The organism is Streptomyces lycii, assembly GCF_009735685.1.
GTDB classification, from domain to species: Bacteria; Actinomycetota; Actinomycetes; order Streptomycetales; family Streptomycetaceae; genus Streptomyces; species Streptomyces lycii.
This window is the reverse complement of record NZ_WHPN01000406.1, coordinates 37733-52864: the sequence shown is the minus strand read 5'-3', so window position 1 is coordinate 52864 and position 15132 is coordinate 37733. Positions and strand designations below refer to the sequence as shown.

At 71.7% G+C, this 15132-nt stretch carries 8 protein-coding genes; 5 read left to right on the top strand and 3 right to left on the bottom strand.

Annotated elements, in window-relative coordinates:
* Positions 1-14: 14 nt before the first annotated feature.
* Together GCU69_RS28800 and GCU69_RS28795 are read right to left on the bottom strand one after the other, a co-directional pair.
* Entirely contained in the window at positions 15-1490 is a 1476-nt protein-coding gene (locus tag GCU69_RS28800) for a glycosyltransferase family 87 protein (protein ID WP_156207638.1), read from the bottom strand.
* An 88-nt stretch (positions 1491-1578) separates the two neighbouring features.
* Entirely contained in the window at positions 1579-4203 is a 2625-nt protein-coding gene (locus GCU69_RS28795; RefSeq protein WP_156207637.1) for a transglycosylase domain-containing protein, read from the bottom strand.
* 373 nt (positions 4204-4576) lie between these two features.
* Between GCU69_RS28795 and GCU69_RS28790 the strand changes: the two genes are divergently transcribed.
* The 3 genes from GCU69_RS28790 (at position 4577) to GCU69_RS28780 (ending at position 7842) form a co-directional block, all read left to right on the top strand.
* Positions 4577-5242 (top strand): PadR family transcriptional regulator, encoded by a 666-nt coding sequence (locus tag GCU69_RS28790; protein ID WP_098752893.1) that lies wholly within the window; start codon positions 4577-4579, stop codon positions 5240-5242.
* A gap of 50 nt (positions 5243-5292) precedes the next feature.
* Entirely contained in the window at positions 5293-6375 is a 1083-nt protein-coding gene (locus tag GCU69_RS28785) for an inositol-3-phosphate synthase (protein ID WP_098752892.1), read from the top strand.
* Positions 6376-6495: 120 nt separating this feature from the next.
* Positions 6496-7842 carry an MFS transporter gene (locus GCU69_RS28780; protein ID WP_235978760.1) on the top strand — a complete coding sequence of 449 codons (1347 nt, stop codon included), beginning with the start codon at positions 6496-6498 and terminating at the stop codon, positions 7840-7842.
* 424 nt (positions 7843-8266) lie between these two features.
* On the opposite strand, the gene GCU69_RS28775 is transcribed toward GCU69_RS28780, so the two are convergent.
* Positions 8267-9745 carry a CCA tRNA nucleotidyltransferase gene (locus GCU69_RS28775; protein ID WP_156207636.1) on the bottom strand — a complete coding sequence of 493 codons (1479 nt, stop codon included), beginning with the start codon at positions 9743-9745 and terminating at the stop codon, positions 8267-8269.
* A gap of 117 nt (positions 9746-9862) precedes the next feature.
* Here GCU69_RS28775 and GCU69_RS28770 point away from each other — a divergent pair, with 117 nt between their 5' ends.
* Positions 9863-12634 (top strand): DUF6049 family protein, encoded by a 2772-nt coding sequence (locus GCU69_RS28770; protein WP_176604669.1) that lies wholly within the window; start codon positions 9863-9865, stop codon positions 12632-12634.
* 45 nt (positions 12635-12679) lie between these two features.
* Positions 12680-15127, top strand: coding sequence for a murein biosynthesis integral membrane protein MurJ (gene murJ, locus GCU69_RS28765; RefSeq protein WP_156207635.1), 2448 nt, complete (start codon positions 12680-12682; stop codon positions 15125-15127).
* Positions 15128-15132: the final 5 nt, after the last annotated feature.

The following is a 15132-nucleotide window of genomic DNA, read 5'->3' as shown; positions in this document are numbered from 1 at the left end:
CCTCCGGGCTCCGGCTAGCCCTGCGGCAGGCCGCTGCCCCAGCGGACCCGGGCCGCCCCGGAGGAGGCCGCCACCTCGCTGTAGAGCGGCGCGCGGGCGCGGGCGTGCCGCCCCAGCGCCAGGGAGTCCGGGGCGCCGTCCAGGACACCGCCCGAGGGGTCGTCGGAGCCGTCACGGCGCACCGGGTCGCGCTCCGGGAAGAGGATGTCGCGGACGACGACGGCACAGAGATACAGCGTGCCGAGCAGATGGACGAGGATCACCAACTGGTAGCCCTCCGCCGGCAGGCCCTTCTGGTCGTCGCCGCTGGAGGTGTAGGCGAGATACATCCAGATGCCGAGGAAGTACAGCACCTCGCAGGCCTGCCAGACGAGGAAGTCCCGCCAGCGCGGCCGGGCGAGCGCGGCGAGCGGCACCAGCCAGAGCACGTACTGCGGTGAATAGACCTTGTTGAGCAGGATGAACACCGCGACCACCAGGAACGCCAGCTGGGCGAGGCGCGGGCGGCGCGGCGCGTAGAGCGTCAGCAGGGCGATCCCGGCGAAGCAGAGCAGCGTGAGCGCCGTGGCCCAGGCGTTGGCGCCCTCCAGGGGGTCGCCGGTGCGCTGGGAGATGACCAGCCAGATGGAGCCGAAGTCGACGGGGCGCTCCTGGCTGAAGGTGTAGAACTTCTTCCACCCCTCCGGCGCCAGCGCCATCACCGGCATGTTCACCAGGAACCAGGCGGCCGCGGCGCCGCCCAGGGCCGTGCCGAACGCGCGCAGCCGTCCGGCGCGCAGGCAGAGCAGGAAGAGCGGCCCGAGCAGCAGCACCGGATAGAGCTTGGCCGCCGTGGCCAGGCCGATGAGCACCCCGGCGGCGAGCGGGCGGCTCCGCGACCACATCAGCACGGCGGCGGCCGTGAGGGCCACCGCCAACAGGTCCCAGTTGATCGTCGCGGTGAGCGCGAAGGCCGGCGCGAGGGCGAGCAGCAGGGCGTCCCAGGGCCGGTGCCGGTGCGTGCGCGCGACACAGACGGCGATGACGGCGGCGCAGACCATCAGCATCCCGGCGTTGGCCAGCCAGTAGTACTGCTGGGCGGCGCTGCCGCCGCCGTACGGGGTGATCCAGGAGGCGACCTCCATGAACAGCCCGGTCAGGACCGGGTATTCGAGGTACTCCATGTCGCCCGGCAGCCGGTCGAAGTACGGGACGAGATCGGCGGCGAAACCGCGCGCGTTGTACAGGTGCGGGATGTCGGAATAGCAGGCGTGCGTGTACTGGCTGCTGGCCCCCTGGAACCAGGCGCCGTCATAGCAGGGCAGCTTCTGCACCATGCCCAGCGCGAACATGCCGAGGGCGACGAGCACGACGACGCGCACCGGGGTCCACCAGCCGCCGCCCGGCCGCGCCCGGCGCCCCGCCGGTCCGCCGATGAGCTCGCTGCCGGCGGCGGCCACCGGGTCCTGCTCGGTGGGCCGTACGGTTCGGTCCTCGCGCACGCTCCTCATGGGCACATCCTGCCGTACGGGACCGACGACGAGCGCCCCCCGCCCGTTCGTCCGGGCGGGGGGCGCTCGTGTCGTGCTCGGTGTGCGGCTACTCCTGGCCGTCCTGGCCGCCGAGCCAGCCGCCTCCGTCACCGCCGGGACCGGGGGTTGTCTGCGACGGTGTGCTGCTTCCGTCACCGCCCGGTCCGCCGTCGCCGCCGCCCGCGTCGTCCTCGTCCCGGCAGCGCGGGTCCCAGATGTTGCACGTCTCGGACTGCGTGGGGCCGGGTGTCGACGGGGTGTTGCTCGGGGTCTCCGACGGGCCGTCGCTCTCCGTCTCCGTGGGCGACGGGGTCTCGCTCGGGGTCGGGGTCGGGCTGGCGCCGTCGCCGTAGACCTCCTTGCCGATCGGCTCGGGCTTCGGGAACTGCATGACCTCCTTGCCCTTGAGGGCCTGGTCCATGTAGTCCTTCCAGATCTCCGCCGGGAACGACGCGCCGTGGATGCTCTGCTGGCCACCCGTGCCGTACATCTCCAGGAACTTCTGGTTCTCGGCCTTGTCGTTGACCCGGAACATCCCGATCGCGGTGGAGAGCTGCGGGGTGTAGCCGGCGAACCAGGCGGACTTGTTGCCGTCCGTGGTACCGGTCTTGCCCGCCGCGGGACGGTCACCCGCGAGCTGTGCCCGGGTGCCGGTGCCCTTGTCCACGACGTTCTGGAGCACGTCGGTGACGTTGTTGGCGACCTTCTCCTCGATGCCCTGGCCGGTCTCCGGCTCGTAGCGGAAGACTTCTTCGCCCTTCCGCTCGACGGACTTCACCGACCACGGGTCGGTCTGCTCGCCCTCGGCCGCGAAGGTGCCGTACGCCCCGGCGAGGCGGATGGCGCTGGGCGCCGAGGTGCCGAGGGAGAACGACGGCACGGTCGAGGCGAGCTGCTCCTCGGTCAGCCCGGCGTTGATCGCCTCTTCCTTCACCTTGTCCGTGCCGACGTCCACGCCGAGCTGGATGAAGGGAGTGTTGATGGAGTGCTGCATCGCCGTGCGCAGGGTGACGTCGCCGTAGCTCTCGTCACCGTCGTTGGTCTGGTGCCATTCCTTGTTCTCCTTGTCGAGCCAGGTGGAGCCGTCGTAGTCGAGCAGCTTCACCTTGTTGTCACCGTTGTACTTGCTCTTGGGGGAGACGATGGTCCGCTGGTCGGGGCCCTGTTCCGGCGGGCCCTCCGGGTCACGGACGCCGTGTGTCATGGCGGCGGTGAGCACGAACGGCTTGAAGGTCGAGCCGACCTGGACGCCGGTGTAGTCGGCGTTGTTGGTGTAGTGCTCGGTCGCGTCCTTGCCGCCGTAGATGGCGACGATCTTGCCGGTGTCGGGTTCGACGGAGGCGCCGCCGAACTGGACGTACTTGTCCTCCTCCCGCTCGCCCGGCTTGATGTTCTCCTTGCTGACCTTCTTCACGGCCTTCTCGAGCTGGCCCATCTTCTTCTTGTCGAAGGTGGTGTGGATCTCGTAGCCGCCGCGGTCCAGCTCGGTCCGGGAGATCTCGCCGTTCGCGACGATGAAGTTGTCGGCGAGGGAGGTGAGGTAGCCGATCTGCCCCGCCTTGCTGGTGGCCGGCTTCGGCTTCTGCGGCATCGGGAAGCCGTCGTCGAGCCACTTGGCGCGCTCGGCGGCCGTCATCCGCTTGGTCTCGACCTCGCGCTTGAGCGTCCAGGCCCAGCGCGCCTTGGCCCGTTCGAGGTTCGCCTGGCGGGTGGCCGCCGCGCCCTCGCCGCCGGCCGGGTCGTAGAGGTTCGGGCCGTTCAGCACGGAGGAGAGGAAGGCGCTCTCGCTGGCGGTGAGGTCCTCGCAGTCCTTGTTGTAGTACGCCCGGGAGGCCGCCTGGATGCCGTACGCGCCGCGGCCGTAGTAGGCGGTGTTCAGATAGCCGGCGAGGATCTCTTCCTTCTCCACGGTGGCGCCCACCCGGATGGAGATGAACAGCTCCTTCACCTTCCGGCTCAGCGTCTGCTCCTGGGTGAGCATCGCGTTCTTCACGTACTGCTGGGTGATCGTCGAACCGCTCTGCGTGGAGCCGCCCGTCGCCATGTTGAACACGGCGCGGGCGATGCCCATCGGGTCGACCCCGGGGTCGTCCTCGAAGGAGGCGTTCTCCGCGGCGATGACCGCGTTCCGCATCTCCTTGGGGATGCTCTCGTACTTCACGATCTGCCGGTTGACCTCACCGGCGCCCGCGACCACCATCTGGCTGCCGTCGGCCCAGTAGTAGACGTTCTTCTCGACCTCGGCGGTCTTGTTGACGTCCGGGACCTCGACGAGGGCCAGTGCGACGCCCGCCGCGCCCACCATCAGCCCGAAGAAGCCGATGAAGGCGGCGGTGACCTGCTTCCAGGACGGGACCCAGCGCCGCGCCCCGGTGCGTCCCGCGCGCGGGTAGTCGATCAGGCGCTTCTTCTCGGGGCCCGCGCCCCGGCGGGCCGCGGCGCGTCCGCCGACCGCGGTGGCCCCGGCGGCGGCTCCCGCGCCCGCGCTCTTCCTGCGGCTGCCGCGCTGCGCGGCACGGCGGGCCTCGGCGCGGCCTCCGTAGGGACGCTCCTCGTTCTCCGCCCCCATGGCGGACCCGGTGGCCTCGCGCTTCGGGGCGGCACGGCGTCCTGACGACTGGGCCGCGCGTCGGGCCGCGGCGCGTCCACCACCGGCGGCGGACTGCGGTGGCTTGCGACGGTGCTCGCTCATGGAACAGCTACTCCTCGGGCAGGCGCTGCCGCCCTGAATGCGACAGATGTCTTCCGGTCCCCCCGACGTGCGGCCCAACGGCCGTCCTTGTCGGCGTCGGCCCGCACTGCACCGGGGACAAGGACGCTCGGACGCGCCTCATGGTTCCCGGTGGTCTGCATGGCGCACAGACTACGCACGAACAAAACCCGCCGCGTGCGGACATTACCCATAAACATCCCAACTCGCCTGTGCCGAAACAGTGATGTGACGCCGTTCACGGGTGGGGCCCTTGTCGCGGACCGGTGGCCGTTCTATCGTCTGGATGTATCGCTTCGATACATCGAGCGGATACGGGACCGGCGAGACGCACAGGAAACAGGGGAGGCGAAGGATGAGCAGACGCTCCGGCGTCCTCGAGTTCGCCGTCCTCGGGCTTCTCCGCGAATCCCCCATGCACGGCTATGAGCTGCGGAAGCGGCTCAACACCTCGCTGGGCGTGTTCCGCGCCTTCAGCTACGGCAGCCTCTACCCCTGCCTCAAGACGCTGGTCGGGCAGGGATGGTTGATCGAGGAGCCGGGCAGCGCACCGGAGGACGCGCTCGCCGCCACCCTCGCCGGCCGCCGGGCGAAGATCGTCTACCGGCTGACCGCCGAGGGAAAGGAGCACTTCGAGGAGCTGCTCGCGCAGACCGGGCCGGACGCCTGGGAGGACGAGCACTTCGGAGTCCGCTTCGCCTTCTTCGGACAGACCTCGCGCGAGGTTCGGATGCGGGTGCTCGAAGGGCGCCGCAGCAGGCTGGAGGAGCGTCTCGCCAAGATGCGTGCCTCGCTGGCCCGCACCCGGGAGCGGCTGGACGACTACACACTCGAGCTCCAGCGGCACGGGATGGAGTCCGTTGAGCGCGAGGTCCGCTGGCTGAACGAGCTCATCGAGAGCGAGCGGGCCGGGGGGCGGGGCGCCTCACGGCGGTCCCACGATCCATCGGAAAGCACGGGCGGCCTGCCCCGGGACCGGGGTAGCTCCCGGCCGGATCCGTCCGACGACACCACCAAGTGAGGCCCCGCAGTCAGCTGGGCTTCGTCGAGAACACAAGGGGAGCAACCGGAATGGGTTCGGTTCGCGTAGCCATCGTCGGCGTGGGCAACTGCGCCGCCTCGCTGGTGCAGGGCGTCGAGTACTACAAGGACGCCGACCCGGACAGCCGTGTCCCGGGTCTGATGCATGTGCAGTTCGGCGACTACCACGTGCGTGACGTCGAGTTCGTGGCCGCTTTCGACGTCGACGCCAAGAAGGTCGGCCTCGATCTCTCCGACGCCATCGGCGCCAGTGAGAACAACACCATCAAGATCTGCGACGTCCCGTCCACCGGGGTGCCGGTGCAGCGCGGGCACACCATGGACGGGCTGGGGAAGTACTACCAGCAGACCATCGAGGAGTCCGACGAGGCCCCGGTCGACGTCGTGCAGGTGCTCAAGGACACCCGCGCCGACGTGCTCGTCTGCTACCTGCCGGTGGGCTCCGAGGACGCCGCGAAGTTCTACGCCCAGTGCGCCATCGACGCGAAGGTCGCCTTCGTCAACGCCCTCCCGGTGTTCATCGCGGGCACCAAGGAGTGGGCGGACAAGTTCACCGAGGCCGGTGTCCCGATCGTCGGTGACGACATCAAGTCGCAGGTCGGCGCGACCATCACGCACCGGGTGATGGCCAAGCTGTTCGAGGACCGGGGCGTCATCCTGGACCGCACGATGCAGCTGAACGTCGGCGGCAACATGGACTTCAAGAACATGCTCGAGCGCGAGCGCCTGGAGTCCAAGAAGATCTCCAAGACGCAGGCCGTCACCTCCCAGATCCGCGACCGCGACATGGGCGAGAACAACGTCCACATCGGCCCGTCGGACTACGTCGCCTGGCTGGACGACCGCAAGTGGGCCTATGTGCGCCTGGAGGGCCGCGCGTTCGGTGACGTCCCGCTGAACCTGGAGTACAAGCTCGAGGTGTGGGACTCCCCGAACTCCGCCGGTGTCATCATCGACGCGCTCCGCGCCGCGAAGATCGCCAAGGACCGGGGCATCGGCGGCCCCGTCCTCTCCGCGTCCTCGTACTTCATGAAGTCCCCGCCGGTGCAGTACTTCGACGACGAGGCACACGAGAACGTCGAGAAGTTCATCCGGGGCGAGGTCGAGCGCTGACCCCGCGCTGAACCGCTTCCCAGCACGGACCCCGGGCGACACCGCCCGGGGTCCGTGCGTTCGTCCCTCCGTGGGCGGCCCCTGGTTGTGCGGGGCCGCCGCTGTGTGAGGCTGTGCCCCATGGCCGTTGCGCGTGATCTGCTCGTACTGCTGCGGCTGCGCGACTTCCGCCGGCTGCTGGCCGTGCGGCTGCTGTCCCAGTCCGCCGACGGCGTCTACCAGGTGGCGCTCGCCGCCTACGTCGTCTTCTCCCCCGAACGCCAGGCGTCACCGGCGGCCATCGCCTCGGCCATGGCCGTGCTGCTGCTGCCGTACTCGCTGATCGGCCCGTTCGCGGGCGTGTTCCTGGACCGCTGGAGCCGCCGGCAGATCCTGCTGTACGGCAACCTGCTGCGCGCCGTGCTCGCCGGACTCACCGCCCTGCTGATCGTCGCGGGGCTGCCCGACTGGCTCTTCTACGCCTCGGCGCTGTCGGTGACGGCCGTCAACCGCTTCGTCCTCGCCTGCCTGTCGGCCGTGCTGCCCCGGGTGGTGGACGAGGAGCGGCTGGTGACCGCCAACTCCCTTTCCCCCACGGCGGGAACGCTCGCGGCGACGGCGGGCGGCGGGCTGGCCTTCATGGTGCGGCTGGCCGGCGGATCGTCGGACGCCGCCGTCGTCCTGCTGGGCGCCGCCCTGTATCTGAGCGCCGCCCTGGCGGCTCTGCGGCTCGCACGGGAACTCCTGGGCCCCGAACCGGGCCGGCAGCGGCCGGGGCTCCGGGCAGCCGTCTCCGGTACGGCACGGGGGCTGGCGGCCGGACTGGCCCATCTGGCGGAACGCCGCCCCGCGTCCCGCGCGCTGGCCGCGATGGGCCTGATGCGGTTCTGCTACGGGGCGCTGACCGTCATGGTGCTGATGCTCTGCCGCTATGCCTGGAGCGGTCCCGGCGCCGGCCCGGAAGACGCTTCGACATCCGACGGGATGGCTCTGCTCGGGCTCGCGGTGACGCTCTCCGGGGCGGGCTTCTTCGCTGCCGCCGTGCTCACCCCCTGGGCGGCGGGCCGGCTGGGGCCGCGCGGCTGGATCGTGGCCTGTGCCGCGGCCGCCGCCGTACTGGAACCGGCCCTCGGGCTGACCTTCGCCCCGGGGCCCGTCCTGGCCGCCGCGTTCGTCCTGGGCGCCGCCACCCAGGGCGCGAAGATCGCCACGGACACGGTGGTGCAGTCCACGGTCGACGACGCCTATCGCGGGCGGGTGTTCTCGCTCTACGACATGCTCTTCAACATCGCCTTCGTCGCGGCAGCGGGCTTCGCGGCACTGATACTCCCGCCCGACGGCCGGTCCGCTGCGCTCGTCGGTGTGGTGGCTCTGGTGTACGCGGCGGTGGCTGTCGCCATGGGCAGGCCGCACCACGGGGAGGGGGAGCGGCGCGGCGGTGTTTCACGTGAAACACGGCGCACCCCGGGCGACGGGACACGGGAGTGACGGCACCCTGAGCGCCAAGCGCGGGCACGGGCGCATGGGCACGGGCACATGGGCGCGTGGCACGGGCACGTGGGGTGCGGAGTACGTGGGGTGCGGGCGCGGACACGGGCACATGGGTGGGCGCGGACACGTGAGCGGGCACGGACACGTCGGCGCGGGCGTGACGCGCACGAGGGTGACGGCGCACGTGGGTACGGCGTGCCGGAGACGAGGGTGGGGACGGGGACGTGAGTGCGCGTACACAGGCGCGGGCCTGTTTCACGTGAAACACGGCCCGTGTGAAACGCGGCTCATGACCGGACGCGCAGCAGACGCGACGCCCGCACCGAGCCCTGGCGCCTGCCGCCCCTGACACCGGGCAGCAGGAGCCAGGGGCCGGGAACGGCGACGGGGCAGCAGCCCGCAGGCGGGGCGGGCGGCGGTGTCAGCCGTCCTGCTCCGCCCACCATTCCTTGAGCGCCGCCACCGCGGCGTCGCGCTCCATCGGCCCGTTCTCCAGCCGCAGCTCCAGCAGATGCCGGTACGCCTTCCCGACTGCGGGGCCCGGCGGCACACCGAGGATCTCCATGATCTCGTTGCCGTCCAGATCCGGCCGGATCGCGTCGAGCTGCTCCTGCTCCTGGAGCCTCGCGATGCGCTCCTCCAGCCCGTCGTACGCCCGGGAGAGCGCGTTCGCCTTCTTCTTGTTCCGCGTCGTGCAGTCGGAGCGGGTCAGCTTGTGCAGCCGGTTCAGCAGCGGCCCGGCGTCCCGTACGTAGCGGCGGACCGCCGAATCGGTCCACTCGCCCATCCCGTAGCCGTGGAAGCGCAGATGCAGCTCGACGAGGCGCGAGACGTCCTTGATCATCTCGCTGGAGTACTTGAGCTTGGTCATCCGCGCCTTGGTCATCTTGGCGCCGACCACCTCGTGGTGGTGGAAGGAGACCCGGCCGTCCTTCTCGAACCGCCGGGTCTTCGGCTTCCCGATGTCGTGCAGCAGGGCGGCCAGCCGCAGCACCAGGTCCGGCCCGTCGTCCTCCAGCGCGACGGCCTGTTCCAGCACCGTCAGGGAGTGCTCGTAGACGTCCTTGTGACGGTGATGCTCGTCGCTCTCCAGGCGCAGCGCCGGAAGCTCGGGCAGCACATGTCCGGCCAGCCCGGTGTCGACCAGCAGCCGCAACCCCTTCCGCGGGTGGCCGCCCAGCAGCAGCTTGTTCAGTTCGTCCCGCACCCGCTCCGCCGAGACGATCCCGATCCGGTCCGCCATCTCCGTCATCGCGGCGACGACCTCCGGCGCGACCTCGAAGTCCAACTGGGACGCGAAGCGCGCCGCGCGCATCATCCTCAGCGGGTCGTCGGAGAACGACTCCTGCGGCGTGCCCGGGGTGCGCAGGGTCCGGGCGGCGAGATCGTCCAGCCCGCCGTGCGGGTCGACGAACTCCTTCTCGGGCAGTGCGACCGCCATGGCGTTGACCGTGAAGTCCCGGCGGACCAGGTCCTGCTCGATCGAGTCGCCGTAGGACACCTCGGGCTTGCGGGAGGTGCGGTCGTACGCCTCGGAGCGGTAGGTCGTCACCTCGATCTGGAAGTCGCCCTTGCGGCAGCCGACCGTCCCGAAGGTGATGCCGACCTCCCAGACCGAGTCCGCCCACGGCCGCACGATCTTCAGTACGTCATCCGGGCGGGCGTCCGTGGTGAAGTCCAGGTCGTTGCCGAGCCGCCCCAGCAGCGCGTCCCGGACGGAACCGCCGACCAGGGCGAGCGTGTGCCCGGCCTCCTGGAATCGGCGCGCCAGGTCGTCGGCGACGGGGGACACCCGCAGAAGCTCACTCACCGCACGGCGCTGCGCCTGGCTGAGCGCGTGCGCCGGCTGGGCGGTCCGCGGGGTCTGCGGGTCGAGGCTGTCATTCTTCGCGTTCGGCACGACAGACCAGGGTACGTGGCCCCGGCGGCCCCGGTGGCCCCCGCTTCCCGTATCCCGCCCGCGCGGCCGATCTTGAGAGGCGAACCCCAGCACTTCGCGCCCGCGCTCCTCGTTACCATGCGTGGACGCACTTCCGACGACCACCACCGACGACGAACGAGGACGGGCGAGCGCGTGGCCGACGCGGCAGCATTCCAGGAGACGAGTTCCGCTCCTGCCCGCCGGTGGCTGTGGCGAGCCGCCGCGGTCCTGACAGCGGCGCCCCTCCTCGCGGGCCCGGCACAGCTTCCCGCCGCCGCGGCGGCCCAGGCGGCGCCCTCGCCCGGGGGCTCGCGCACCGTGGACGTGGCGATCGATTCGCTGACCCCGGTGTCCCCGGACGAGGACGACACGATCACCGTCAGGGGCAGCGTCACCAACGAGGGCCGGAGCACGATCGCCGACGCCCGGGTCGACCTGCGCAGCGGTCCCTCGGTCGGCAGCCGGAGCGCCCTGGAGTCCGCGGCGAAGCGGACCGGCTACTCGTACGGCGCGGACGGACAGCCGGTGGGCGGCAGGTACGACGTGAAACTCGGCACGCTGGCCACCGGCATCACCCGTGCCTTCGAGGTGAAGGTCCCCGCGGACGAGCTGGACCTCGGGAACCCCGGCGTCTACCAGCTCGGTGTCTCCCTCAGCGGGAAGGCCTCCGGCCAGGCGTACGAGCAGGTACTCGGCATCGAGCGGACCTTCCTCCCCTGGCAGCCGGAGAAGACCTCGAAGCGGACGAAGGTCGGCTTCATGTGGCCGCTGATCTCGACCCCCCATCTGACGGCACAGACGGAGTCCGACAGCGGCCGGGAGCAGACGCCCCGGTTCCGTAACGACGAGCTGGCGAAGGAGCTGGCCCCCGGCGGCCGGCTCCAGCAGCTGGTGGCCCTCGGCGAGGATCTGCCCGTCACCTGGGTGATCGACCCGGACCTGCTCGCCAGTGTCGAGACGATGACCAAGGACTACAAGGTCGAGCACCCCGACGGCTCCACCACGGAGGGCAAGAACCAGGCCCTCGCCAAGCAGTGGCTGTCGGACCTCCAGCGCGCCGTCGAGGGCCGAGAGCTGGTGGCGCTGCCCTTCGCCGATCCCGACATCGCCTCGCTCGCGCACCGCGGCAAGGAGGTGTCCGGTGCGATCGGCCACCTCAAGCCCGCCACCGACCTGGCCGCGACCACGGTGAAGACGATCCTGCACCGGCAGCCGCGGACCGACTTCGCCTGGCCCGTCAACGGGGCCGTCGACACCTCCGTCGTCGACGTCGCCACCTCCGCCGGTGCCCACAACGTCATCACGCGCAGCGACAGCATCCGCGAGACCGGGAACCTCTCCTACACCCCCACCGCGGCCCGGCCCATCGGCGGCGGCAACACCGCCCTGGTCGCGGACGCCCGCCTCTCCACCGCCTTCCAGGGCGACCTGTCCCGGGCGGAGAACTCCACTCTCGCCGTTCAGGAGTTCCTCGCCCAGACGCTGATGATCACGCAGCAGGTGCCGGGCAAGGAGCGCAGCGTCGTCGTCGCGCCGCAGCGCATGCCGACCGCCGGGCAGGCCCAGGCGATGGCCCAAGCCGTACGGGCCCTGGACGCGGGCCGCTGGACGGAGCCGATCGACCTCGGGGACGCCGTCGAGGAACCGTCCGACCCCCGTGCGTCCACCCAGGTCCCCGGCAGCGGCTCCTATCCGTCGTCGCTGCGCAAGCAGGAGCTGCCGCGCGAGGCCTTCGAGGAGATCCAGCGGACCCAGGACGCGCTCACCCGGTTCCAGGTCATCCTGTCCGAGCCGGACCGGGTGGTGACGCCGTTCGGCACCGCGATGCTCCGCCAGATGTCCACGTCGTGGCGCGGCGATTCCGAGGAGGCCGCCGCGTTCCGGGACTCCGTGGCGGACCATCTGACGGACCTCACCCAGGGCGTCCAGCTGATCCAGAAGTCGAAGCAGACGCTCTCCGGACGCAGCGCGTCGATCCCCGTGACGGTGCAGAACAATCTGGTCCAGGGTGTCGAGGGCCTCAAGCTGGTCCTGCGCTCCGCCTCTCCGCACCGGCTCGACCCGGGCGAGGCCCAGCCCGTGGAGATCGACGGCGGACACAGCCAGTCGGTGAAGTTCGACACCACGGCGAACGCCAACGGGCTCGTCTGGGTCGAGGCGCAGCTCTACACCGAGGACGGCAGGCCCTACGGGGCGCCGATGTCGTTCCAGGTGAACGTCACCGAGATCACCTCGACCGTCATGCTCGTCATCGCGGGCGGTGTGCTGCTCACGGTCCTCGCGGGGATCCGCATGTACACGCAGCGCAAGCGGCGTGCTTCCGTCTCGTCCGCGGAGGCGGCGGGCGGGACGTCCGCGGCGGCCGAGGCGGCGGCCGGCGCACCCGGGGAGCCCGCCGGGACCACGGCTTCCGGTGAGCCCGCGAGCACCTCCGGGGCCGCGGAGCCAGCCGGGGCGGAGCGGGACGCAGAGCCGGCGGCGGAGCCCGCCGGGACGGAGGAGTCCACGGAGGAGTCCACGGCGGAGCCCGCCGGAGCCGAGGCACCTTCCGAGGACGCGGCCCCTTCCGGCAGGGAACCGTCCGACACGGAACCGTCCGACAGCGCCTCCGCCGCGGAGAAGCCGTCCGCGGAGGCAGCGCACGCAGAGGCAGCGCACGCGGACGAGCCCTCCGGACAACAGTCGGACACAGGACCGGACACAGAACCGGACACGGAACCGGCCCGGCCGCCCGAGGAACCCCCCGGGGCCCCTGCCGCGGAAACCGGAAACGGGGCGGCGCCGTCGGACCGGCCGGAGGGCCGGCGGGCGGACACCGGCCGGGAGAACGGCGGCGGTGCCGGCACGGGTGAGAAGGTGGAGCGTTGACGGATGTCCGGGCCGGTCGGCCCGGGGCGATGAGGTGGGGTGGCGATGAACGCGCCGTACGACGGTGACCACGGCCGGCAGCCGGGCGGTGACCCGGCGGGCCAGCCGACGCCACCGCCCCCTCCGGCCGCGGAGACGCAGGGCCCCGAGCCACAGCCCCCGTACGGCAGCGCCCCCTACCCGCCGTACGAACCGCCGCGGGCCCCCGGCACACCCGCGCCCGGCGCTCGGCCCTCGGCCCCGTACGGCCCGCCCGCCCCCGACGCCCAGCCCACGGACCCGTACGGCCCGCCCGCGCAGGACGCCCCCCACGGCACGCCCGCCCGGGACACCTCCGCCTACGGTCCGGACCCGCGCGAGACGCCCTACGGCACGGACCGGCAGAGCACCGCCCCGTACGGCTCCGCGCCGCGGAACCCCGGCCCGCACGGCCCGGCGCCGACGCCGCCGACACACCACGACTCCGCCCCCTACGGCTCCGCGCCCCGCGACACTTCCCACGGCTCCGCGCCCCGGGACGCCGCCCCGTACGGCGCCCACGGCCCCGCGGCCGGCAGCCCCGCGCCCCCGCACACCCCGGGCCCGCAAGCGGCGGCGGGGCAGTGGCCCCCGGCGCCCGGACCGGAGCAGCAGCCGCAGGGCCCGCCGGACGCGTTCGCGCACCTCTACCGGGACCAGCAGCAGCCGTACGACCCGCACCGCCCGCCGCAGCCCGCGTCCGCGGAGACTCCGCCCGCCCCGCCGGCTCCGCCCTTCTCCGGTCCCGACCCGACGGCGACGGCGGCCGAGCCCGCCCCGCAGCAGGTCCCCGTCCCGGCTCCCGAGCCGGCCGCCGAACCGCCGAGAAAGGGCACCGGCCGGGCCGCCGGCCTGCTGAAGTCGAGTGCCGTGATGGCCGCGGGCACGCTCGTCTCCCGGCTGACCGGCTTTCTGCGGACCCTGGTCATGGCCGCCGCCATCGGCGTCGGCACGCTGAACGACACCTACCAGGTCGCCAACACCCTGCCGACGATGATCTACGTCCTCGTCGGCGGCGGTGCCCTGAACGCCGTCTTCATCCCCCAGCTCGTCCGGGCCATGAAGAACGACGACGACGGCGGCGAGGCGTACGCCAACCGCCTGCTGACCGTGGTCATCGTGCTGCTCGCCGGGGTGACCACCGTCTGCGTGCTGGCCGCCCCCGTCTTCATCCGCATGATGTCGCCGTCCATCGCCTCCGATCCGGAGCAGATGGACGTCGCGGTCGCCTTCGCCCGCTACTGCCTGCCCACGATGTTCTTCATGGGCCTGCACGTGGTGCTCGGGCAGGTGCTGAACGCGCGGGGCCACTTCGGCGCCATGATGTGGACCCCGGTCCTCAACAACATCGTCATCATCGCCACCTTCGGCTCCTTCATCTGGGCCTTCGGCAGCTTCACCGAGTCCGGGCTCGACGCCGGGACGATGACGCCGGAGGGCGTGCGGCTGCTCGGCATCGGGACGCTGCTCGGCCTCGCCGTCCAGGCGCTGGCCATGATCCCGTACCTGCGGGCCGCGGGCTTCCGCTTCCGGCTCCGCTTCGACTGGCGCGGGCACGGCCTGGGCAAGGCGGCCCGGCTGGCGAAGTGGACCTTCTTCTTCGTCCTCGCCAACCAGATCGGCATGGTCGTCGTCACCCAGCTGGCCACCTGGGCCGGCTCGACCGCCGAGGACCAGGGCCACACCGGCACGGGCATCACCGCCTACAACTACGCCCTGCTGCTCTGGCAGATGCCGCAGGCCATCATCACGGTCTCCGTGATGACCGCCGTCCTCCCCCGGATCTCGCGCGCCGCCAGCGACGGCGACGCCGGCGCGGTGCGCGACGACATCTCCTACGGGCTGCGGACCTCCGCGGTCGCGATCGTCCCCTGCGCCTTCACGTTCCTCGCGCTGGGCGTCCCCATCACCTCGCTGCTGTACGCGGGCTCGGGGGAGTCCGGCGCCCGCAACATCGGCTACGTCCTGATGGCCTTCGGCCTCGGCCTCATCCCGTACTCGATCCAGTACGTGGTCCTCCGCGGCTTCTACGCCTACGAGGACACCCGCACGCCCTTCTACAACACGGTGATCGTCGCCGCGATGAACGCCGCCGCCTCCGGCCTGTGCTTCCTGGTGCTCCCGCCCCGCTGGGTCGTGACCGGCATGGCCGCCTCCTACGGATTGGCGTACGCCATCGGGGTAGGCGTGGCCTGGAAGCGCCTCAAGAAGCGGCTCGGCGGCGATCTGGACGGGCGCCGGGTGGTGCGGTCGTACGCGCGCCTGATCGGGGCGGCCCTGCCCGCGGCCGCCGCCGCGTGGGCGGCCGGATACGGCATCACCCGGGCTCTCGGCCAGGGCGCCACCGGATCGCTCGCGGCCCTCGCCGGAGGCAGCGTCGTCCTCTTCGGGGTCTTTTTCCTGGCCGCCAAGCGGATGCGGGTGGAGGAGCTGACCGCCATGGTGGGCATGGTCCGCGGCCGTCTCGGCAGATGACCTGC